Annotated in this window: 18 protein-coding genes and 4 tRNA genes; 11 read left to right on the forward strand and 11 right to left on the reverse strand. The window is 68.9% G+C overall.

What is annotated here, in order from left to right; genetic code table 11:
* Positions 1 to 12: 12 nt before the first annotated feature.
* Positions 13 to 2,727, reverse strand: coding sequence for an MFS transporter (locus tag ACOQFS_RS04270; RefSeq protein ID WP_421561709.1), 2,715 nt, complete (start codon positions 2,725 to 2,727; stop codon positions 13 to 15).
* A gap of 110 nt (positions 2,728 to 2,837) precedes the next feature.
* Here ACOQFS_RS04270 and ACOQFS_RS04275 point away from each other — a divergent pair, with 110 nt between their 5' ends.
* A complete protein-coding gene (locus ACOQFS_RS04275) occupies positions 2,838 to 3,593 on the forward strand; it encodes a GNAT family N-acetyltransferase (RefSeq protein ID WP_421561710.1) in 756 nt (251 codons plus the stop codon).
* On the opposite strand, the gene ACOQFS_RS04280 is transcribed toward ACOQFS_RS04275, so the two are convergent.
* From ACOQFS_RS04280 to ACOQFS_RS04290, 3 genes are read right to left on the reverse strand one after another with little or no spacing between them, the layout of a single operon-like run.
* A complete protein-coding gene (locus ACOQFS_RS04280) occupies positions 3,572 to 5,674 on the reverse strand; it encodes a PP2C family protein-serine/threonine phosphatase (RefSeq protein ID WP_421561711.1) in 2,103 nt (700 codons plus the stop codon). The genes ACOQFS_RS04275 and ACOQFS_RS04280 overlap by 22 nt on opposite strands.
* A 10-nt stretch (positions 5,675 to 5,684) precedes the next feature.
* On the reverse strand, positions 5,685 to 7,682 hold the full coding sequence (locus tag ACOQFS_RS04285; protein ID WP_421561712.1) for a hypothetical protein: 1,998 nt from the start codon (positions 7,680 to 7,682) through the stop codon (positions 5,685 to 5,687).
* Positions 7,679 to 8,458, reverse strand: coding sequence for a hypothetical protein (locus ACOQFS_RS04290; RefSeq protein ID WP_421561713.1), 780 nt, complete (start codon positions 8,456 to 8,458; stop codon positions 7,679 to 7,681). The genes ACOQFS_RS04285 and ACOQFS_RS04290 overlap by 4 nt, the downstream gene beginning before the upstream one ends.
* 122 nt (positions 8,459 to 8,580) lie before the next feature.
* Between ACOQFS_RS04290 and ACOQFS_RS04295 the strand changes: the two genes are divergently transcribed.
* On the forward strand, positions 8,581 to 9,009 hold the full coding sequence (locus tag ACOQFS_RS04295; RefSeq protein ID WP_421561714.1) for an ATP-binding protein: 429 nt from the start codon (positions 8,581 to 8,583) through the stop codon (positions 9,007 to 9,009).
* A gap of 111 nt (positions 9,010 to 9,120) precedes the next feature.
* Here the strand turns inward: ACOQFS_RS04295 and ACOQFS_RS04300 are convergent, their stop codons facing one another.
* From ACOQFS_RS04300 to ACOQFS_RS04310, 3 genes are read right to left on the reverse strand one after another with little or no spacing between them, the layout of a single operon-like run.
* Positions 9,121 to 9,690, reverse strand: a complete 570-nt coding sequence (locus ACOQFS_RS04300; protein ID WP_421561715.1) for a TPM domain-containing protein — start codon at positions 9,688 to 9,690, stop codon at positions 9,121 to 9,123.
* A 5-nt stretch (positions 9,691 to 9,695) separates the two neighbouring features.
* On the reverse strand, positions 9,696 to 10,598 hold the full coding sequence (locus ACOQFS_RS04305; RefSeq protein WP_421561716.1) for a TPM domain-containing protein: 903 nt from the start codon (positions 10,596 to 10,598) through the stop codon (positions 9,696 to 9,698).
* 27 nt (positions 10,599 to 10,625) lie between these two features.
* Positions 10,626 to 11,237 (reverse strand): LemA family protein, encoded by a 612-nt coding sequence (locus tag ACOQFS_RS04310; protein ID WP_421561717.1) that lies wholly within the window; start codon positions 11,235 to 11,237, stop codon positions 10,626 to 10,628.
* Between the two features lie 163 nt (positions 11,238 to 11,400).
* Here ACOQFS_RS04310 and ACOQFS_RS04315 point away from each other — a divergent pair, with 163 nt between their 5' ends.
* The 3 genes from ACOQFS_RS04315 (at position 11,401) to ACOQFS_RS04325 (ending at position 13,501) form a co-directional block, all read left to right on the forward strand.
* The gene (locus tag ACOQFS_RS04315) at positions 11,401 to 11,850 is read left to right on the forward strand and encodes a YybH family protein (protein WP_421561718.1); all 450 of its coding nucleotides are present in this window, start codon (positions 11,401 to 11,403) and stop codon (positions 11,848 to 11,850) included.
* Between the two features lie 81 nt (positions 11,851 to 11,931).
* Entirely contained in the window at positions 11,932 to 12,957 is a 1,026-nt protein-coding gene (locus tag ACOQFS_RS04320; protein ID WP_421561719.1) for a YheT family hydrolase, read from the forward strand.
* Positions 12,950 to 13,501: a DUF2946 family protein gene (locus tag ACOQFS_RS04325; protein ID WP_421561720.1), complete on the forward strand. Its 552-nt coding sequence runs from the start codon at positions 12,950 to 12,952 to the stop codon at positions 13,499 to 13,501. The genes ACOQFS_RS04320 and ACOQFS_RS04325 overlap by 8 nt, the downstream gene beginning before the upstream one ends.
* Before the next feature lie 100 nt (positions 13,502 to 13,601).
* Here the strand turns inward: ACOQFS_RS04325 and ACOQFS_RS04330 are convergent, their stop codons facing one another.
* The 4 genes from ACOQFS_RS04330 to ACOQFS_RS04345 form a co-directional block, all read right to left on the reverse strand.
* Complete coding sequence (locus ACOQFS_RS04330) at positions 13,602 to 14,456, reverse strand: c-type cytochrome (RefSeq protein WP_421561721.1); 855 nt, start codon at positions 14,454 to 14,456, stop codon at positions 13,602 to 13,604.
* 109 nt (positions 14,457 to 14,565) lie between these two features.
* Entirely contained in the window at positions 14,566 to 15,987 is a 1,422-nt protein-coding gene (locus tag ACOQFS_RS04335; protein WP_421561722.1) for an efflux transporter outer membrane subunit, read from the reverse strand.
* The gene (locus ACOQFS_RS04340; protein WP_421561723.1) at positions 15,980 to 19,135 is read right to left on the reverse strand and encodes an efflux RND transporter permease subunit; all 3,156 of its coding nucleotides are present in this window, start codon (positions 19,133 to 19,135) and stop codon (positions 15,980 to 15,982) included. The genes ACOQFS_RS04335 and ACOQFS_RS04340 overlap by 8 nt, the downstream gene beginning before the upstream one ends.
* A gap of 12 nt (positions 19,136 to 19,147) precedes the next feature.
* The gene (locus tag ACOQFS_RS04345) at positions 19,148 to 20,428 is read right to left on the reverse strand and encodes an efflux RND transporter periplasmic adaptor subunit (RefSeq protein WP_421561724.1); all 1,281 of its coding nucleotides are present in this window, start codon (positions 20,426 to 20,428) and stop codon (positions 19,148 to 19,150) included.
* 191 nt (positions 20,429 to 20,619) lie between these two features.
* Here ACOQFS_RS04345 and ACOQFS_RS04350 point away from each other — a divergent pair, with 191 nt between their 5' ends.
* The 6 genes from ACOQFS_RS04350 to ACOQFS_RS04375 all read left to right on the forward strand — a co-directional run.
* Complete coding sequence (locus ACOQFS_RS04350) at positions 20,620 to 21,252, forward strand: TetR family transcriptional regulator (protein ID WP_421561725.1); 633 nt, start codon at positions 20,620 to 20,622, stop codon at positions 21,250 to 21,252.
* Between the two features lie 70 nt (positions 21,253 to 21,322).
* Positions 21,323 to 21,398 (forward strand) — tRNA-Arg (locus tag ACOQFS_RS04355).
* Between the two features lie 59 nt (positions 21,399 to 21,457).
* A tRNA-Tyr gene (locus ACOQFS_RS04360) sits at positions 21,458 to 21,543 on the forward strand.
* A gap of 77 nt (positions 21,544 to 21,620) precedes the next feature.
* Positions 21,621 to 21,694, forward strand: a tRNA-Gly gene (locus ACOQFS_RS04365).
* A 61-nt stretch (positions 21,695 to 21,755) separates the two neighbouring features.
* Positions 21,756 to 21,830 (forward strand) — tRNA-Thr (locus ACOQFS_RS04370).
* A gap of 74 nt (positions 21,831 to 21,904) precedes the next feature.
* A partial coding sequence (locus ACOQFS_RS04375; protein WP_421561726.1) for a GTP-binding protein occupies positions 21,905 to 22,103 on the forward strand: 199 nt, incomplete at its 3' end.

The following is a 22,103-nucleotide window of genomic DNA, read 5'->3' on the forward strand; positions in this document are numbered from 1 at the left end:
CGCAGCAAACGGCTATGCGGCGACACCACCGGCACGGGGCGCGCGCAGGCCAGCCGCGAGGCCCCCGGTGGCCAGCGTGAGCAGTGCGCCCACCGCCACCACCGCACCGGCATAGCCGAACGCCGTCACGGCCACGGCGGTGACGAACGGTGCGACGATGCTGCCGCCGCGCTCGATGAGGCGGAAGGCCGCCAGGGCCTGTTCCGGCGTGGCCGAGGTGGCGCGGTCGGCCGGGTGTTCAAAGAACTCGGTGGTCAACGCAATCTGGGGCGAGGACTGCAGCGCCTGGCCGAAGCCGAGCAGGGCGCAGCACGCCGCCATGCCCCAGACCCCACCCAGCAAGGGCAGAGACAGGCAGGCCGCCACGCTCAACACCCCGCCCCACACGATGAACGGCTTGCGCTGGCCGAGCAGGTCGGACCAGTGCGCCACCAGCGTGGCGGTGGACGCAAAACACAGAAAGTAAAGCAGCAGCACACGACCGGCCACTGCGGGTTGCTGGTTCAGCGCGCTCATGTACAGCGGCACCACCACCGCGAGCACCGTCACCGCCACCAGCCGCGCCGGCAGGGCTGCGCCCAGGATGACGCACACCGCGCGGGGCTCGCGCAGCACGGCCACATAGCCGCGCCATCCGCCGGTGGTGGCCAGGCCGCGCTGGGCCGCGGCGCCAGTGCCCATGGCCTCTTGCAGTGACAGGCGCAGGGCCACGACCAGCGCTGTCGCCATGCACAGCGCACAGGCCACAAACCCCGCCACGTCGCCCGCGCGCGCGGCGATCAAGCCGCCGAAGGGCGGGCCCACGATGCCCGCTGCGACGATGGCGGCCGCCACCTCGGCCAGGCCGCGCGCACGCTGCCGGGGCGGCGTGATGCGCACGATGGCGGTCTGCACCAGGATGAGTGCCAGGCCATAGGCGGCGCCGCCCGTGGCGCGAAGCACGATGAGCGTCCAGGCGTCCTTGGCGAGCGCGGTCGCTGCCAGGGCGCACATGCCAGCCAGCGCTGCAAACACCAGGCTCCAGCGCAGATCGAAGCGTTTGGCCAGCGCGGGCCCGAGCGGCTGGGCCAGGGCCAGCGTGGTCATGAAGGCGGCCACGGGCAGGCCCGCCAGCATGGTGGGTGACAGCGCCATGTCGAAAGGCCGCACCTCGCTGGCAAACACGGTGAAGAAGGGCCGGAGCAGCTCTTCGGACAGGGCCACGAGAAAGACCGCAAGGCGCAGCAAGGTGAGTTGCGCAGCCACGCCCGCAGGCAGCGCGGCCGATGACGCCTGCGCGCCTTCGCGGTGCCCAGTCGCCTCCAGCAGCTGAGCGCGGCACTCGGCGGCGTCGCGTTCGTGCGCGGCAGCCACATCCTGCGCCACCGTGTGGCGCCGCTGCCAGCGCCGCTGCACATGCTGCCAGGCGCGGGCCTGCGCATACGCCGCCAGCGGATGCAGCAGCGACTTGCGCCACAGGCCGCGTGACAGTTCACGCACCAGCACGGCCGCAACCACCAGTGCCAATATCAGGTCCAGCACCATGCCGGAGAGCTGACGGCTGACAAAGTTGGCGGGATAGCCCACCACCACCCGGCTGCCCGTCTCTGCCACAGAGATCGAACGCAGCGACACCCCGTCGCTCTCGCTGTTGCTGCCACCGGCCGTGCCGCCACCACCGCTGCCGCTGTGGATGGCTGCACCGTGCAGCGGCCCGGCATCTTGCGTGCCCCACGTCGCATGGGTGGCAGGCGCGTCGCCGCGCAGCAGTGCGAGGTAGCTCAACTCCGGCGCCTCGGCCAGGTGCTTGTCAAACAGCTCGTCCACGCCGCTCAAACCCTCCCAGGGCACGCCGGCGGCCATGGCGCGCGCCACCTGTCCGGCGAGCGCGCGGCCCACGGCATCGGCGTTGCTCTCGATCTGCTGGGTGACGAAGGGCCGAGCGGCCTCGCGCGCAATCCACACCATGCTGAAAGGCGCCGCGACGAGCGCCAGCACCAGCGCAACCCACAGCGCCTTGCCATACCCTGCTTGCCGTAGTCCACTGCGGTCCGGCTGCACCGACCCCATGACCCGGGTGCTCCAGCGCAACAGCGCCCACCAGGTGACGAGCAGCGTGAGCCCGATCAGTGGCAGCGCGCGCAGCACCATGACCAGCGCGGCACCCTGTGCCTGGGCCCGCACCTCGCTGGGGTCCACGGCAGCCCAGAGCGTGGCCGCAGGCGACCCGGTGGAATCGAACATCGCCGTACCCGCATACACGGCGCGGGCCGTGGTGCGCACGCTGGGCGGGTGCTCGGGGCCGCTGCTCAAAACGGCCGTGTTCCAGCGCGGGTCGATGCCCGCGCGCAGTGCCTCGTCTCCGGCGCTCGCGACGGCCTCGCCCCGGGCGGTATCGACGAACACCGCGCGCACAGAGTCGTCTTCGGTCTGCAGGCGCTGCAGCCGCTCCGCCAGCGCAGGCTGGTCGGCCACCGCCACGCCAAACTGCATGGCGCGCTCCGCCTCGCTCGCCACCTGGTGCATCAGGCGCACCACGCGGTCCTGCGACAGCTGGGTCAGAAGCTGCTCGGTGCGCCAGGCGATGAGTACCAGCGACAGGCCGAAAAGCGCCAGCGAAAAGATGGCCGCGAACACCAGGGATTCGCGCCGCAGCCGGGGGCGCAGCGCTGCAAGGTCGTTGCGGGCGTTTCGCTCGGCGGCGACGGCAAAAGGCCCTGCGGTGCGCTGGTCAGAGGTCTGGGTCATGGGCGGGGGGCTCGGACAGGCTGTGGCTGGCAGTGGGCTGCGGGCCGCGCGCGCATTCCTTTGCAACATCTGCCAGCTGGTGCACACTCGCACGCTCGCCGCTGGAGTTCATGGTCTTGCAGTCGCTGATCCACCGCGCCCGCCCGTTCTTGCCCTCGGAGGCTGTGCTGCAGCAGCACTCCGACTTGCGCGCGCGGCTGCTGCTGGCCGACGATTTCGGTGCCTGGGCCGGCCTGCGCGACCGCGTGATCGCGAGCCTCCCCCACCCGGACTTCTATGTGCGCGAAGACGATGAGCGCGCATTCTTTGACACGCACACCGAGCCCGAGGGCCAGACCCTGGGCGTATTCGCACACGGCGAGTTGGTGGCGTATGCGATGGTGGGGTTTCCCGCCCGCGGCAGCGAGGCGCAGAACCTGGGCCGCACCATCGGCCTGTCTGCGGCGCAGCAGGGCCGGGTCGCCCATCTGTCGAGCTGCATGGTGGTGCCGGCCTGGCGCGGCCATGGCCTGCAGCGGGTGCTGCTGGCGGCACGGCTTGCGCTGGCCCAGGCGCGGGGGCGCCCGGTGTGCCTGGCCATGGTGTCCCTGCACAACCACTTCAGCCGCCACAACCTGCTGCGCCAGGGCCTGCACATTGCATGGACCGGCACCATCGACGGGCTCCAGCGCCACGTCGCGATGATCGATCTGGAGCATGGCCTGCACTTCGACCCGGCGGATGAAATCCTGCTGCACAGCGACGACTTCGTTGCACTGCGCGACGCGGCGGCGTCGGGCTACGCCTGCATCTGCGAGGTGCGCGGCGCATCCGGCGTGCGGCTGCGCTACGTGCGGCACCTGCATCACGACCGCGTCCCCTGGTAGGTCAGCGCCACCACCGTGATGTCGTCGGCCTGGGCCGCGCCGGCCTCGAAGGCGCGCACAGCGTGCACCACGCGCTCGGGCACTCCGCCCGCATGGCCCTGGTGCACCGGGTCGGCGGCCACGGCCTCCATGGCCGCCAGCAACGCGGGCTCGCCAAACAGGGTGCCGTCGTGGTTGTTGGCTTCGGTCACGCCGTCGGTGTACAGCAGCAGGGTCTCGCCGGGCGACAGCACGATCTCGCCCTCGATGTAGTCCTGGCCTTCCATCACGGCCAGCGCCATGTTCGCGCCCCGCTCGAAATACCGGGCCTTGCTGCCCCGCAGCCACAGCGGCGGGTTGTGGCCCGCATTGACATAGGTGAGCCGGCCGCTGCGCAGGTGCAGCACGCCGTAGAACACCGTCACGAACATCATCTGGTCGTTCTCGGCGCAGAGCTGGTCGTTCAGCGCGGCGATGGTGGGCCCGGGCGAGCGCAGAAACAGCGCGTTGCTCTTGAGCAGCGTGCGCGAGATGGCCATGAGGAACGCAGCAGGCACACCCTTGCCAGACACGTCGGCCACCACCACGGCCAGGTGCTCGTCGTCGATGGGGAAGTAGTCGTAGAAATCGCCGCCGACTTCCTTGGCCGGAATCATGGTGGCGGCAATGTCCACCTCGGCCACATCGGGCGCCGAGCGCGGCAGGATGGACAGCTGCATCTGGCGCGCAATCTCCAGCTCCTGCTGCAGGCTGGCCAGCATGGCCTGGGTCTGCACGGCCGCCTGTAGCTCGCGCAGCAGCTTCAGCAGGCGGCTTTGCTGGGTGCTCACCAGCCCCGACATGCGCCCCAGGATGCCCGCCAGCTCTGCCAGCTGGTTGGGCGATCCGTGGGAGGCCACAAGGTCTGCCCCGGCGCGGGATGCCGCTGCCGAGGGATCGTTCGGGCTGTCACCGCGTGTCCCGAGTGCGGCCAGGATCTCGTCGCGCGAGGTGGGGTCCAGGCTTTCGGCCAGCGAGCGCAGCTGGTCGCGGATCAGCCGCTCCTGCTGGTGCCGCGTGCGCACGCGCTCCTGGCGCAGCGTTTCCAGGTTGAGCAGCTCGGACCGGATGGCCACCACACCGCGGGCAATGGCGCCCGACTCGTCCTCGGCCTCTTCTTCGCCGTCGTCCAGCGACGCGTCGGTGGCCCCGCTGGCCAGGGCCTTGAGCACGCCGACCGAGCGCGTGAGCGGCTCCATGGCGTGCTGCATGTAGGCGGCCAGGCCCAGCACGATCAAGACGGCGAACACCAGCGCGCCGCCCGCCGCCGCCAGGTTGAACCACTGGTCTGCGCGGTGCTGGGCGCTCACGTCCTGCATCCACACCAGCGCGCCCACCACGCGGTTGTCGGGGTTGTGCACCGGCTGGCTGATGAGCTGCAGCGCCGCCGGCTCCAAATCGCTGTCGCCTTGCACGGGCGCGGCGACGATGATGGCCTGCGGCGACCGCACCGGCACCACCGCGCCGGTCGCTGCCAGCAAACCCGTCTGCGTGCCCAGTGTCTCCTTGCCGCGCATGTTCACCAGAAACATCTCGCCGCCCAGGTAGTGCGCCAGCTCGGGCAGCCGGTGCGACACGTCCTGGCCCACGGCCAGCGCGCCGCCGTCATAGCCGTGCACCACCACCCAGGCGTACTCGCGCGGCGCCACCTGGCTCAGGCCGCGCACGCCGCCGGTGGTCGGTCCCATGGCGGCCTTGATCCATCCGTATTCGGCCAGGGGCTGGGGGTCGAAGCCCGGCTCGGTGGTGGACACCAGCGAGCCCCCCGGGGCCAGGATGTCGATGCGCAGGCCGGGGGCCTGCCGCACTGCCTGTGCCAGCAGCGTGTCGATGCGCTGGGCGGCGCCCGGCGCGTGGGGCTGGCGGAACGCCGGGTCTTCCAGCAGCCGCCGTGCGAGGGCGTCCTGGCGGTCCAGGCTCTCGTTTTGCAGCTTGTCCCAGGCAATGCGCTGGCCCTGCAGCAGCGCTTCGTTGTAGCGCTGCTCCCAGCGCTGCTCGCCCAGCCAGCCCATGATGCCCAGGGCCGTGACCAGCAGGGCCATGGCCAGCAGCAGGATGAGCATGATCCGGCTTCTAAGCTGCATCACGGCCTTTCGGCATGTGCGGGCGGATCCTGCTGCGTCCGCGCCAGACGCTCCCTGCCAGGGCCAGCGCAGCGGCCAGCAGGGTGAGGGCCGGGGCCCAGCCGACCGCCAGGGGGGCTGCCGCCAGCGCCGCGCCCACCGTGGCGCCCAGCAGCCAAAGGGCGGGGGGCCAGGGATGGATGCGCTGCACTGCCGCCAGGGTACATCCCAGCAGGTAGGCGGTGGGCAGTGCCGCAGCACCCAGCAAAACAGCCGCGCCGGTAACGCCGACAGGCGCGACCCAGCTCAAGGTGCTCAGCACGGCTGCAGCCCCCAGCAGCGGGGCGCTGAGTCGCCCGCGCCGCGCGCGCGCCGGAGCCAGCACGCCCGCCACCAGACCCAGGCCCAGTGCACAGGCCAGCACAGTGTTGTCGAGCTGGTCTGCAGGTGCGGTGGACGCCGCCAGGCCCAGCGCTGCCAGCAATCCGGCGGCCAGGGACACGCCCAGCCCCGCGCCGCCAGGCCGTGCCGGGGCAGAGAACGCGGGGGCGGAGGCTGCCGGGCCGGGGAAGAGGTCTCGCACGCGGCTGCGCCACGGGCTGCGGGGACCGTTCCAGCGCAGCAACAAAAAGCCTGCGCACAGCACAGGCAGCATGACGGCCAGCGCGCCGTACACCGCGCCCAGGGCCGCCAGCGCCACGGCGCCCAGCGCGGGCCCCAGCCAGACGGCTGCACTCAGCCAGGCGCCCAGGGCCGCCGCCGGCCAGCGGGGCATCGCGTGCGCATGCCCTTGCCGGCGGGCAGCCCGCTCGACGGCGCTGCAGGCCGCCACCACGGCGCCAGCGGCCAGGCCGCACCACGCGGCGGTGCCATGCAGCACGGCATGGTCATCCAGGGCCAGGAGTGCACCCGCGGCCAGCCCACAGGCCACGGAGCCCAGCGCCGCGCCGGCTGCAAACACCACCGACAGCGCAGTCCAGCGGCGCCGCTGCGTCACCCAGCCTGCGAGCGTGGCGGCGGCCAGCCATGCGCAGGCCGCACCGGCTGCGTGCACCGCGCTGTCGCCCGCAGCGGCGCCCTGCGCCAGCAGCAAACCGGGCAGGGCGGTCGCGCCCATGGCGAGCAGCACGCTCGCCCAGAAGGTTTGCGCCTCGGCCGCCCCCACGCGGATCTGCACCAGGCCGTGCTCTGCGAAACGGTTCGGCCCTTCGGCGTCGGCCAGCAGCCGGTCCAGATAGTCGCGGCGGTGGGCCTGGGGCTCGGTCTGGCGCAAGGACGCGATCAGCCGCCGCACCCGCACCAGGGTTTCGTGGACACCCCGCACAGCGTGGCCGAGCTGCTGCACGCGCAGATCGAAACCGCGCCGGTGCGGCAGCACCATCGACCGGTCATAGCGCCCCGCAGCGATGGCACGGGTGGCCAGGCGCACGGCATGGTTGCGCAACAGCGGGCCCTGGGCTTGCGAGAAGCGCGCGGCCAGATAGGCCAGCGTGGCCAGCAGCAGCACGGTGGGAATCAGCAGGGCCGCCGCACTGCGTGCAAACGCGGCCGCGCCCCGCTCCTGCAGCGTGAGGCGCACGGTGCCCCGGGCGACGCCACCCACCATCACGGGCGCATCGGCCGTGGTGCCGGGGCGGGCCTGGCTGTTGCGGTCGCGGTCCACGCGATTGAGCAACTCGCCGGCGTCCTTGAGCAGCGCGATGGAATGGATGTCTGCATGGGCGCCGAGCCGCTGGGTGAACAAGGCGTCCACGCCGACCAGGGATTCCATCGGAATGCCGATGGACAGCGCATGCGCGATGCGCTGGCTCAGCGATTCGGCCATCAACTGGGCGCGTGTGCGCTCGCTGTCCTGGCGCAGGTCATTGAGCTGGTGGTGCGTGAGCCCGGCCAGCAAGGCCGCAGCCAGCGCCAGCAGCACCAGTGCGGCCAGGCCCAGGCGCAGGGCGGTGCCGGCCCGCGCCGTGCCCGGTGCGGGGGGGCTGTCCTTGAGCGAGCGTCGCGTCATTCCTGGCGCTCGCTTTCGTCCAGCCGGGCCAGGCACAGGTCCATGCGCTGCCGCACGGCCGCCGACTGCGCCAGGGCGCGCGCCAGTGTGCCGGCGCGCTCCTGCGCCAGGTGCCGGTAGTGGGCCGACAGTGCCCAGCGCGCTGCCAGCCCGCCCAGCAGCACCACGGCCACCAGCAGCGCGCAGGTGGCCAGCAGCAGGGGGCTCAGCAGCGCATCGCGCAGCGTCTTGTCGTGCGCCCACTGCAGCGCGGGGTTGGGCGCTGGATAGCTGGTGGTGATGTGGCCCACCACCTCGCCAAAGGCGTTGTGCAGCGGCAGTCCGGTCAGCGCTTCCGCGCCGATCTGCGCGGTCCACGCGCGATCGGTGCGCGCGCCGAGGTCGGCGGCAACGCCCGCGCGCGGATGCAGGGGCTCGCCCACGGCGCCGCGGTCGGTGCTGAAGAGCGCGAGGCCGGCGCGGTCCACCACGTCGATGGCGTGCAGCCGCCGGTCGGCCGACAAGGCCTTTTCAAGGCGGGGCTGCACCGCCCGGAGCTCCGGCAGGTCCAGGCCCAGGGCCAGGTCGCCCTCAATGGATTCCTGCAGCGCCGCCAATGTGAGCGAGAGCCGCGCACGCTGGATGTTCTGCTCTTCGTCGGTGCGGATGTTGAGCAGCAGGAACGCGATCAGCAACACGCCGGCCAGGACGATCAGCAGCCAGAGCCCGGCCACTTCCCACAGCGCCGCGAAACGGGGCGTGTTCCGGGGGCCATCGGCCCCGGGCTGCGCAGCCATTTCGGCGGGGGAAATGGCTGCCCGGCTCATGCCACAATGCGCTGACGATTGCGTGAGCCTGCCCGGATGGGACGGCGCCGATCCACGCCAACGCCCATGGCCCCTTCCAGCGCATGCTGCCCATGAACCCCCCGGCTGAACTGCAGTGCACCCTGTCCGGCACCGTCGCGGAGCTTCCGGCGTTCTTCGAACGGCTGGACGGCTGGGCGCAGGAGCACGGCGTGCCGGGGCCCCTGGCGTCGTCCTTCGGCCTGATGCTGGACGAGCTGCTGACCAACGTGGCCACCCACGGCTATGCGGGGCAGGGCGGCCCGGTGTGGCTGCAGGTGGTGTTTGACGCCCCCGCCACCCTGCACGCCGTGTTGCGCGACGAGGCGCCGCCGTTCGACCCCACCGCGCTGGTGGCTGCCGATGTCGAGGCCTCGCTCGAAGACAGGCATGTCGGTGGGCTGGGTGTGCATTTCGTCAAGAAGTTGGCGGAACGATTTGTTTACCGCCGGGACGGCGCGGTGAACGAAGTCTCGATTTCCTGCTCCGGGGCGGCGCCCTGAGCAGGCCGCCCTCTCGCGCGGGAGGACGGGTGCAGCGGCGGTTGCAAAGTGTACAGGCGCCGCGCCGCCGGTGAACAGCGGCGTTGTGCACGTGCTGCGCCGTGCACCGGGTCAGCCTGCCCGCCCAATGATGGGGTGGTCAGGCAGTTCGTTGGGATGCGGTGGCACGCTGGCCCCGGCGCTGTCCGGTGCCGGAAAGTGCAGCACCAGCAGCGCCGACACCTCGGCCAGCGCCTGCGTCAGCCCGTCTTCATGGCGCCCTGCACGAAACGCGTCGCCCATCTGCGCCACCAGCGCTTGCCAGGCTCCGTCGGGCACATGCCGCGCCAGGCCCCGGTCGGCCACGATCTCGATGGCGTGTTCGGCCGCAAGCAGATAGATGAGCACGCCATTGTTGGCTTCGGTGTCCCACACGCGCTGCTTGCCAAACAGCGTCAAGGCACGCTCGCGGGCGGTGGCGCCTCGCCACAGATAGGACAGGGGCAGCCCGCCTTCGACGCAGATGCGGATCTGTCCGGTGTGCCGGCGCTCACTGGCGGCCACGTGCCTCGCCAGCCGCTGTACGAGTTCGGGCGTGAAGCTGCGACGCAGGGCGCCTTCGGCAACGCGGTGCTGCACCAGCCGCACGACGCGCTGCAACAGCCCCGGGCGCGCCGGGTGGGAGGGTGTCTGTGTGGCCATGCGTTTCACCAGTCGCCAGAGGCTCCGCCAAAATCGCCCCCGCCGCCCGAGCTGAACCCACCACTGTCGCTGCCGCCGCCCCAGCTTGCACCCCCGCCCCAGCCGCCAGCGTCGGCGCCGCCCAGGGTGATCGGCCCGCTGCTGCGGCCGCTGAAGAACCAGGTGTAGACCAGGGCCAGCAGGCCTGCGCCCAGCGCTACCGCGATGCTGGCGGTGAGCCAGAGTGCCAGCGCACCCACGCCGCCCCCCATCAGCAGACCGCCGGGCGCGCCACCCAGCAGGCTGCGCAGCAGCGGCCCCAGCACGATGACGCCAAAAAACAGGAACAGCGCGAGGTCGGTCCAGTCGAATCCGCCATCCCCGGAGCCGCCGACGCCGTGCGCCTGCGCCTCGGGCGCGGGCAGGTTCTCGGCCGCGATGCGCGTGCCCAGTTGCTCGATGGCGGCGCGCAGACCGCCCGCGTAGTCGTTCTGCTGAAAGCGCGGCTTCATGGCCGTGTCGATGATGCGTGCGGCGGCAATGTCGGGGATGGCGCCCTCCAGGGCCTTGGCGACCTCGATGCGCATGCGCCGGTCGCCTTTCGCCACCACCACCAGCACGCCATCGCCCACACCGCGGCGTCCTACCTTCCACTGGTTGCCCACGCGGTTGGCAAACGCTGCAATGTCTTCGGGCGCCGTGGTGTTCACCATCAGCACCACCACCTGCGAGCCCCGTGATTGCGCCAGCGCCTCCAGCTGTGCCTGCAGCGCCTGCAACTCGGCAGCGCTCAGGGTCCCGGTCTGGTCGATGACGGGACGGGTGAGCGCGGGGACAGGCACCAGGCCCGCGTCAGCCCGCGCCCATGGTAGTGCTATAACTATCAAAATGATAGCTGTCAGCGCTTTGTGGATAAGCGCTAAGGGCATTTTTGATCCAGTTGCAGTGGGCCGGGATCAGCGCTGGGGCCGCGAGGCCGAGAAGTCCACGGCGGGCGGGGCGGAGATCTGTGCCTCATTGGCCACGGTGAACGTGGGCTTGGGGGCGTAGCTGAACACCATCGCCGTCAGGTTGCTGGGGAAGCTGCGGGCCAGCACGTTGTAGTCCTGCACCGTTTGGATGTAGCGGTTGCGTGCGACGGCGATGCGGTTCTCGGTGCCTTCGAGCGTCACACGCAGATCCCGAAAGCCCTGGTTGGCCTGGAGCGTGGGGTAGCGCTCGGACACCGCCATGAGCCGTGACAGTGCGCCCGACAGCTCGCCCTGGGCTTGCTGAAAACGGTTGAACGCCTCGGGGTTGGTCAGCGTGTCGGGAGTGACCTGGATGGCCGTGGCCTTGGCGCGCGCCTCGACCACGCGGGTGAGTGTCTCCTGCTCGAAGTCCGCTTCGCCCTTGACCGTGGCCACAATGTTGGGCACCAGGTCGGCGCGGCGCTGGTACTGGTTGAGCACCTCGCTCCAGGCGGCCTTGGACTGCTCATCCAGCCGCTGGAAATCGTTGTAGCCGCACCCGCTGAGCGCGAGCGTGGCGGCCAGCAGGCCGAGGAGGGCGAGAAAGCGTCGTGTCATGGCGAGCGGCCCGCAGTGGCCGGGGTGAAAGGAAAGCGCCGACTGTGCCAGAACGCTTGTCACTCGAAAAGACCGGGGGCGGGCAGCGCCGGCCGCTCTGCCCGCACAATACCGGCAGCATTGATTCCGCTTCCAACCTTTTTTCCGGCCGCCCCATCACACCATGCCCCGTTCCACCTCCCGAGCAGCCACGCTGGGCGGATCCTCGGACGAGACCGAATCCGCCTTTTACGAAGCCCTGCAACGCGGCGACATCGAATTGCTGATGTCGTGCTGGGCAGAGGATGACGACATCGTCTGCGTGCACCCCGGCGGTCCGCGCCTGCTGGGGCCTGGCGCCATCCGCGCGGCGTTCGAGGCCATGTTCGCCAACGGCACCGTGCGCGCGCGGCCCGTGCAGGTGCACCGCGTGGTGGCCCTCACCGCAGCCGTGCACAGCGTGGCCGAGCAGGTGGAGGTGATGCTGCCGGACGGGCTGCACCAAGCCGTGGTGCTGGCCACCAACGTCTACCACAAGACCCCTGAAGGCTGGCGCATGGTGGCCCACCACGCCAGCCCCGGCACCGAGCCCGACGCCCAGGTGGTGCAGGCCCAGCGCCCGGTGCTGCATTGAAAGCCGCGACAGGAGGCCGTGGATGCACAGGTTTTTGAGCTTTTTTGCCGCTCAGCGCTTTGTGGATAAGCGTTGACAGCTATGAAATATGTAGCGCCTCGGTGGCTACCCGGCGGCCAGTTGCAGACCATCTGGCCCGCGCTGGCTTCGCGCCGGGTGTTTGGCCCGCACCCGGTGTACCGCCGCGAGCGCTGGGACACGCCCGACGGCGACTTTGTGGACGTCGATTTTCTGGACGAGGCAGCGCCGCACGCTGCCCCACAGCCCGTGCGCCCCTTGCTCGTGGTGTTCCACGGGCTGGAGGGCTCATCGCGCAGCCACTACAGCGAGGCCTTTGCCGACCTGGCGCGCGAGCGGGGCTGGGCCTGTGCCTTGCCCCATTTCCGGGGCTGCAGCGGCGAGATCAACCGCGCGCCGCGTGCCTACCATTCGGGCGACCATGCCGAAATCGGCTGGATGCTGCAGCGCCTGCGTGCGGCGCACGCCGGGCCGCTGATGGCGGTGGGCGTGTCGCTGGGCGGCAATGCCCTGCTGCGCTGGGCGGCCGAAGTGGGCGCCGACGCAGCGCGCAGCGCAGATGCCGTGGCTGCGGTGTGTTCGCCCATCGACCTCGCTGCGGGCGGCCACGCCATCGGCCGGGGCTTCAACCGGCAGATCTACACGCGCATGTTCATGCGCACGCTGGTGCCCAAGGCGCTGGCCAAGCTGGCGCAGCACCCGGGGCTCTTCGACCGCGCGGCGCTGCTCGCGGCGCGGGACCTGTACGCGTTCGACAACGTGTTCACCGCGCCACTGCACGGCTATCGCAACACGGAGGACTATTGGCAGCGCGCCTCGGCCAAGCCGCTGCTGCGCAACATTCGCATTCCTGCGCTGGTGGTCAACGCGCGCAACGACCCGTTTGTGCCCGCCAGCAGCCTGCCCGCCGCGCACGAGGTGGGGCCATGCGTCACGCTGTGGCAGCCCGCCCATGGCGGCCACGTGGGTTTTGCGCAGGGCCGCCCGCCTGGCCATGTGCGCGCCATGCCCGACGCCGTGGGCGCGTGGCTCGCGGCGCACGCCGACAACCGCAGCCACACGGCACCTGCACAATCGCTCCATGGATGACATCGTCAAACAGGCCATCGCCAAATGGCCGAACGTGCCCGCCGTCTACGGCTGGCTGGGTCTGGACGCGCGGGGCCGCTGGTACCTGCGCGATGATGCGACGCAGGCCGAGGGGCCGTTTCCCCAGGCGCGCGGCGCGCTGCTGCAGCACGAGAAGCTGCTCGACTTCATCGCCCGCAACTACGAAGCCGACGAACAGGGGCGGTGGTTCTTCCAGAACGGCCCCCAGCGTGTGTTTGTGGAGTTGGAGCTCACCCCCTGGGTCTGGCGCATTCAGCCCGATGGGTCGGTGCTGTCGCACACCGGTCGCGGCACCACCGTGCAGGGCTGCCTGCTCGACGAGGAGGGGCGCCTGTACCTGGCCACGCCCTTGGGACTGGGCCTGGTGCACACCCAGGACGTGGGCCTGGCGGCCGAGACCATCGACGCAGGCCGCTGGACGCCGCATGAAGTGAACGCCGCCGAGCTGCCCGCGCGCTACGGCTTTGTGACCAGCCCCCTGGCGCCTTCGCCCGCTGAGCCGGGCCTACCCCGCCGCCCATAAAAAAAACCGGCAGCGCTGCGCGTGCCGGTCTTTCTTCTGTGCCACGCCCCCCTGTTGCGGCGCAACGCGGGGTGTGGCGTGCCGTGTGGCGCGATGCCGTTTACTTCACGCTGGCCGTCATGTATTCGACAGCGGCGCGCAGGTCGGCGTCCGACGCCTGGGCCGCGCCGCCGCGCGGAGGCATCGCGCCCTTGCCCTTGATCACGCTGGCGTGCAGGGCGTCCAGCCCGGCAGACAGCCGCGCAGACCACGCGGCCTTGTCGCCCAGCTTGGGGGCGCCCGCCACGCCTGCGGCATGGCACACCTGGCAGGCCTGCTTGTAAAGGGCTTCACCGTTGGCCCCGGCGGCTGCCACGGGTGCGGCAGGAGCGGCGGGTGCGGTCTGTGCTGCAGGGGCAGCGGGCGATGCAGCTGCCACGGGCTCGGCGGGGGCAGCTGCCGTTGCTGGGGCCGCAGCGGCAGGGGCTGCGGGCTCGGCAAACTTGCCACCGGCGGAGTTGGCCAGGTAGGCCACGGCGCGCGCGATTTCGGTGTCGCTGAAATCTCCGCCGCCCTGGGGCGCCATGGCGCCCTTGCCCTTGAGCGCCGAATTCACGAGCGTCTCGAATCCAGTCTTGAGGCGGGCCGCCCAGGCGTCGGCATCGGCAAACTTGGGCGCGCCGGCGGCGCCCGTGGCATGGCAGGCGGCGCATTGCGCCTTGTAGACGGTTTCGCCGTTGGCCAGCGGCCGGTTGGCATCGCGAATTTCCACCATGCCGACCTTCTGAATCCGGTGCGCAATCGACTTTTCAGGGTCGCCGGAACCAGGAGCGGACTTGTCTGCCGAGGTGACATACAGGACCAGGCCAATGATGGCGAAGATCGGAATCACAAACGAGGCGAGTACCGCGACCAGCAGTTGTTTGGGGTTCTTGATCGGTCCGGTATGGGCTTCTTCGTGGTGGTTGTCGCTCATGTCGTCCTCAGTTTGTATCGGGGGGCTTTGATGATGAAATCAACCCTCAATTATATGTGTGCCCCCGGCCCGCCCCAGGCGCGTGTGCCCGGGGCGGCCGCACCCCGATTCAGGAGGCGGGCGCGCCAGCCGCTCGCGCCGCGGCATCCGAGGGCACACCCCCGCCCAGCGCCCGGTACAGCGCGACCTGGTTTTGCAGTTGCGCGAGCCGCACCTGCACCACCGCCTGCTGCACGGCGAACAGGGAGCGCTGGGCGTCCAGCAGGTCCAGGTAGCTGGAGACGCCGTTGCGATAGCGCAGGTCCGCCAGCTGCAGGCGCGCGGCCTCGGCCTCGGCCTGCATCTGCTGGGCCTTCGCCTGGTCCTGCAGAGTGGCCTGTCCGGCCAAGGCATCCGACACCTCGCGAAACGCGGTTTGAATGGCCTTTTCGTACTGGGCCAGTGCGATGGACCGGCCCGCCTGTGCAGTCTCCAGGTTGGCCTGGTTGCGTCCCGCGTCAAAGATGGGCAGCAGCAGCGACGGCGCGATGGTGAAGCCCCACGACCCGTTCTTGAACAGGCCGGACAGCTCGCCACTGGCCGTGCCTGCCTGGGCCGTGAGCGAAATGCGCGGGAAGAACGCCGCACGCGCCGCGCCGATGTTGGCGTTGGCGCCGATCAGCTGCTGCTCGGCCTGGCGGATGTCCGGGCGGCGGGTGAGCAACTCAGACGGCAGGCCAGCCGGCAGCGCCGCCATGGCCGGGGCGTCGGCCAGCTTGCTGCCGGCCAGGCTGGCACGCACGCTGTCGGGCAACGGCTGCCCCAGCAGCAGGGCGAGCGCGTTTTCATCCAGCGCGCGCTGGCGCTGCTGCTGCGCGAGGGTGGCACGGGCCGACAGCGTCAGCGACTGGGCCTGCCGGAAGTCGAGCGCCGAGGCCACGCCGGAATCCAGGCGCAGCTGAGTCAGCCGCACCGATTCCTCGCGCGAGGCCAGAGTCTGGCGTGACAGCTCCAGCAGCTCCTCGTCGGCCAGCAAGTTCAGCCAGGCATTGGCCACGGACGCTACCAGGCTCACCTGCGCGGCATTGCGGCCTTCTTCGGTGGCCAGGTACTGCGCGAGGGCTTGCTCTTTGAGGCTGGCGATGCGGCCGAAGAAATCGATCTCCCAGGCCGACACCGCGAGTCCCACGCTGAACGCGTTGGTCAGGTCGCCCGTGCCCGCCGCAGGCGCGCGGCTGGCGTTGGCAGAAAGGCCAACCGAAGGGTACAGGTCTGCACGCCGGACCTGGAAGGTGGCGCGCGCCTGCTCGATGTTGAGAACGGCAATGCGCAGATCGCGGTTGTTGGCGAGGGCGGTCGCTATCAGCTCGCGCAGCCGCGGTTCGGCGAAATAGTCCTGCCATGCAGCGGGTGCGGCAGATTCCTGCGCCGCAGCGCTCGCATAGGTGGACGGCACGGGCGCGGCCGGGCGCTCATAGGCGGGGATGAACGAGCAGCCTGCGAGCAGCGCGCCGGCCGCGAGGGCCACAAGGGTGCTGCGGTGATTACTCATGGATTCCAACTCCTGCTTCTTCGGCGTGGCGCCGGTTCATCTCTTGCTGGCGCGCGCTGCCCTTGAACAGCGAGCGCACCACCACGAAGAACACGGGCACGAAAAACACGGCCAGGGCGGTGCCGGTGACCATGCCGCCCAGCACACCGGTGCCGATGGCCCGCTGGCTCGCGGAGCCCGCCCCCGAGGCGATCGCCAGCGGCACCACGCCCAGGCCAAACGCCATGGAGGTCATGATGATGGGGCGAAAGCGCAGGTGGGCGGCTTCCAGTGCTGACTGGACCACGCTGCGGCCCTGGGCCTGCAGGTCCTTGGCGAACTCGATGATCAGGATCGCGTTCTTGGCGGACAGGCCGATGATGGTGATCAGCCCCACCTGGAAGTACACGTCGTTGGCGTAGCCGCGCATCAGCGTGGCCAGCAGCACGCCGAGCACGCCCAGCGGCACCACCAGGATCACGGCGAGCGGGATGGTCCAGCTTTCGTACAGCGCCGCAAGGCAAAGGAACACCGCCAGGATGGCGAAGCTGTAGAGAATGAGCGACTGCGCGCCCGCCAGTTTTTCCTCGCGCGACTGGCCCGTCCATTCGTAGCCAAAGCCCGCAGGCAGCTGGGCGGCCAGCTTCTCCATTTCGGCCATCGCGGCGCCCGTACTCTGCCCGGGCGCGGGCGCGCCCGAAATGCGGATGGCGGGATAACCGTTGTAGCGCACCGTCTGCTGCGCTCCGTTCACCCAGCGCGTGGTGGCGAATGCTGACAGAGGCACGGGCTTGCCCTGGCTGTTGCTGGCGTTGATTCTGAGCAGATCGTCCGGCTGCATGCGGGCCGGCGCATCGGCCTGGATCAGAACGCGCTGCAGGCGCCCCTGGTTGGGGAAGTCGTTCACATAGGTCGACCCCAGCGCGGTGGACAGGGCAGAGTTGATGGCGTCAAAAGGCACGCCCAGAGCGTTTGCCTTGTCGCGATCGATGTCGATCTGCAGTTGGGGCGCGTCTTCCAGGCCGTCCGGTCGCACCTGGGCCAGCACCTTGCTCTGAGAGGCCATGCCCAAGAGCTGGTTGCGCGCGTTGACCAGGGCTTCATGGCCCGCGCCGCTGCGGTCCTGCAGGCGGAAGGTGAAGCCGCTGGCATTGCCCAACTCGGGGATGGGCGGCGGACTCAGCGGAAAGATGAAGGCGTCACGGATGCCCGACAGCCCGCCAAACGCGCGGTTCGCCACGTCCTGGGCGGACTGGCCCGGCCCGTGCCGCTCCTTCCAGTCCTTGAGGGTCACGAACGCAAGGGCCGCATTCTGGCCCTGACCCGAGAAGCTGAAGCCCAGCACGCCCACCATGCTTTGCACTTCGGGCTGCTTGAGGATGAAGTCTTCCACCTGCTGCATCACGGCCAGCGTGCGCTCCTGTGTGGCGCCCGGCGGCAGCTGCACGTTCACGATGATGTTGCCCTGGTCTTCGCCCGGCAGGAACGACGTGGGCAGGCGCATGTAGACGACCACCACCGCACCGATGATGGCCGCGTAGATCACCAGGTAGCGCGCCGCACGCTTGAGCATGCGCGCCACCACGCCTTCGTAGCCCTTGGCCGTGCGCGTGAAACCGCGGTTGAACCAGCCAAAGAAGCCGCGCTTTTCGTGGTGGTGGCCGGCTTCGACAGGCTTGAGCAGCGTGGCGCACAGCGCCGGCGTGAGCGACAGTGCCATGAAGGCCGAGAAACCGATGGACGCCACCATCACCGCCGAGAACTGGCGGTAGATGTTGCCGGTCGAGCCCGCAAAGAACGCGAGCGGCACGAACACCGAGATCAGCACCACGGTCACACCGATGATGGCCCCGGAGATCTGACGCATCGCCTTGCGCGTGGCCTCCAGCGGCGGCAAGCCTTCTTCGCTCATGATGCGTTCGACGTTCTCCACCACCACAATGGCGTCGTCTACCACGATGCCGATCACCAGCACCATCCCGAACATCGTGAGCACGTTGATGGAGAAGCCGAGTGCAAGCAGCGTGGCGAATGTGCCCAGCAGGGCGATGGGCACCACGATGGTGGGAATGATGGTGTAGCGCCAGTTCTGCAGGAACAGGAACATCACCAGGAACACCAGGGCCACGGCTTCGAGCAGCGTGATGGCCACTTGCGTGATGGAGATCTGCACGAAGCGCGAGCTGTCGTAGGGGATGCTCCAGGTGGTGGCCTCGGGAAAGAAGCGCGACAGTTCGTCCATCTTGGCGCGCACGGCCTTCGCCGCCTCCAGCGCATTGCCACTGGGAGACAGCTGCACGCCGATGCCCACCGCAGGCTTGCCGTTCAGGCGCGCCGAGGTGGCATAGGCCTGTCCGCCCAGTTCCACGCGTGCCACATCCTTGATGCGCACTGTGGAGCCGTCCGTGTTGGCGCGCAGCACCACGTTGCCAAACTGCTCGACGCTGGAGAGCTGTCCGTTGACCACCACGGTCGCGGCAATGCCCTGGCCGGCCACGTTGGGCAGGTCGCCGATCGTGCCGCTGGCCACCTGCGCATTCTGGGCGCGGATCGCTGCGGTGATCTCGGCCGCCGACAGGTTGTAGCTGACCATCTTGGCTGGGTCGATCCAGATGCGCATGGCGCGCTCGGTGCCGAACAGCTGGGCCTGGCCGATGCCGGGCACGCGCTGCAGCTCCGGCACGATGTTGCGCGACGCATAGTCGCCCAGGGCCACCGTGTCCATCTTCGGGTTCTCCGAAGAGAGCATGGTGAACAGCAGGAAGTTGGAGCGGGACTTGTCCACGCGCACCCCTTGCTGCGTCACCGCCGATGGCAGCCGGGGCGAGGCGCGCGAAAGCCGGTTCTGCACGTCCACCTGCGCCAGTTCAGCGTTGGTGCCCGGCTGGAAGCTGAGCGTGATGCTGCCCGAACCATCGGCCTGCGCTACGGACTCCATGTAGATCAGGCCGGGCGATCCGTTCATCTCGCGTTCGATGACCGACAGCACGCTGTCTTCCAGCGTTTGTGCCGAGGCTCCCGGGTACGCGGCGTTGATGACGATGGAAGGCGGCGCCACCGGTGGGTATTGCGCGATGGGCAACTGCGTGATTGCCACGCCGCCCATCACCATGATGAACAGCGCTATCACCCACGCAAAAATGGGGCGGTCGATGAAAAACTTGGCCATCTGCGTTGCCCCTTATGGCTTGGATGCCGCTGCCGCAGGTGCCGTCGCGGCCGGTGCCGATGCCGCGGCGGCGGGGGCTGCGCCCGGGGCTTGCCACGGAACGGGTTTCACCGGGGTGCCCGGGGGCAGCATCTGCAGCTTCTGGAAGCCGTCCACCATCACCTTCTCACCGGGTTTCAGGCCGTCCAACACCACCCAGCGGTTGTTCTGCGCGGTGCTGATCTTCACGGCGCGCTGCGACACCTTGCCATCTTCACCGACCACGCTCACCGTGTCGCCGCGCTGCGTGCGCGTCACCGCCTGCTGAGGCAGCGTGATGGCGTCGCTGGCCTGCGCCTGCTCGATCCGCACGCGCAGATACAGGCCTGGCAACAGTTCTCCCTTGGGGTTGGGCACCTCTGCGCGCAACGTGACCTGGCCGGTGGTGGCGTCCACAGACAGATCCGTGAACAGCAATTTGCCCGGCACGCCATACTCGGATCCATCGCCCAGCACGAGCTTCACGCGGGCCGCGTCACTCCCCGACGCGCGCTTGAACTGGCCGCTTTCCATGGCACGTCGCAGCTGGAAAACATCGGTGGCAGACTGGGTGAAATTCACATACACCGGGTCGATCTGCTGTACCACGGCCAGCGGCGTGGCCTCACCCTGGCCCACCAGCGCCCCTTCCGTGACCAGCGCGCGACCGATGCGGCCGGAGATGGGGGAAGTGACGTTGGCGTAGCTCAGGTTGATGTCGGCCGTGCGCACCGCCGCCTTGGCGGCTGCCACGTCAGCCAGCGCCTGCTTCTCGGCGGCCTCTGCATTCACGAAATCCTGCTTGCTGATGGCGTTGGCGCTGACGAGAGGGCGGTAGCGCTCCACCTGGGCCGAGGCCTGCGCGAGGTTGGCCTGTGCTTTGGCCAGGCTGGCGCGTGCGCTCTCCGACGCTGCGGCATAAGGTGCCGCGTCAATGCGGTACAAGGCCTGCCCCGCCTTGACATCGCTGCCCTCTTTGAAAAGGCGTTGAACCACGATGCCGGCTGCGCGCGCGCGCACCTGGGCCACCCGCGAGGCTTCCACGCGCCCCGGCAGCTCAGTGACCAGGCCGACGTCGCCCGGCGTGGCCGTCACCACACCGACTTCCACCGGCGGCATCTGCGCCGACTTGCCGCCGCCAGCTGCTGGGGCATCGGTCTTGCTGCAGGCAGTCAGCAACACGGCGGTGCAAGCCAGGGTCGCCAGTGCGATCGCACGGCAGGCGGCAGCGCCGCGAAATGGCGCCATGGCGCAGGTGTCACGCGTCGAGAGCATGAGAGTCCTTTTGGTCGGCATCAAAGATTGGGGTTGTAGGCGAATGGGGCGCCGCTCAGGCGCGTCCCTCGGCCAGTGTCCTGGCGCAAAGAGTGGGGATTATACATACAGACATGAATGTATAATTAACCGATACCGAAGCGCGGCAGCAAGTGCATCGGTATTCCCGGTTTGAAGGACGGAGACACAAGATGGCGCGCAAGACCAAAGAAGATGCGATTGCTACGCGCAATGGCCTGATCGACGCTGCAGAAGCGGTGTTCCTGGAGAAGGGGGTGTCGCGTGCGTCGTTGAGCGATATTGCCCACGCCGCAGGCGCGACCCGCGGTGCGATCTACTGGCACTTCAAGGACAAGGTCGATCTGTTCAATGCCATGATGGAACGTGCCTGCCTGCCGTTGGAGCAGGGTTCCAGTGCCTTCGAGTCCAGCACCTGCCCAGACCCCGTTCAGCGCCTGCGAGCGGTGATGGCACTGGTGCTCAGAATGGTTTCCTCGGACGAGCGCACACGGCGCGTGTTTGAGATTGCGCTGTATCGCGTGGAGTACGTGACCGAACTCGCGGGCGTCAAGCAAAGGCACGTGGCTGCAGCCGACGCATTCACGCGCCAGCTCGCCCGCGACTTCGAAGTCGCAGCGCACATGCAGGGCATCTCGTTGCCCATGACTTCCATGGAAGCCGCCGTTGGCTTGCATGCGTTGTTTGATGGCCTGATGCAGAACTGGATCCTGACGGACGGCGGCTTCGATCTGCCGCGTGTGGGTCAGGTGAGTACCGATGCCTATCTCTCGGGTTTGGGATTGTCGTTGCCTGGCGGGCTGTGAGCTGAGACGTCAGATTGGGTGGCGCGCTTTCGCGGCGTGCGATAATTCGACGCTGTGCCAAAGCATGTGTGCGGCTGTAGCTCAGTGGATAGAGTATTGGCCTCCGAAGCCAAGGGTCGTGGGTTCGATCCCCGCCAGCCGCGCCACGATGAATGACGCAATTTGTTTTCGTGCGTGAAAACAGTGCTATAATTCGAAATTCTCCGGAGGGGTGCCCGAGTGGCTAAAGGGGGCAGACTGTAAATCTGTTGGCTTACGCCTACACTGGTTCGAATCCAGTCCCCTCCACCAGAAGACGAGCAGTGTTGAGAGCTGGTTTTTGGTGCCTGCAGTGATGCGGCGCTGAATTCGCAAAGGTGTTTGCCGATGCGGGAGTAGTTCAATGGTAGAACCCTAGCCTTCCAAGCTAATGACGCGGGTTCGATTCCCGTCTCCCGCTCCATTGCTTGTGTGTGCTGGTTGTTGAGTTTTGATATTTGGTGTTGCGCAAGCGGCGCCATGTTGCCCATGTGGCTCAGTGGTAGAGCACTCCCTTGGTAAGGGAGAGGTCGCGGGTCCGATTCCCGCCATGGGCACCACTTTCAGGTGCGTCCGGTTCTGGTTGCGCCGAAATCCTGTTGAATTGGTTTAGATTTTTTTCGGAGTCGGAAAAATGGCAAAAGGAAAGTTCGAGCGCACCAAGCCTCACGTCAACGTGGGCACCATCGGCCACGTGGACCATGGCAAGACGACGCTGACGGCAGCCATCGCTACCGTGCTGTCCGCCAAGTTCGGCGGCGAAGCCAAGGCGTACGACCAGATCGACGCAGCGCCTGAAGAAAAGGCCCGCGGCATCACCATCAACACCGCCC

This window comes from Paracidovorax sp. MALMAid1276 (genome assembly GCF_049198005.1).
Lineage (GTDB): Bacteria > Pseudomonadota > Gammaproteobacteria > Burkholderiales > Burkholderiaceae_C > Acidovorax.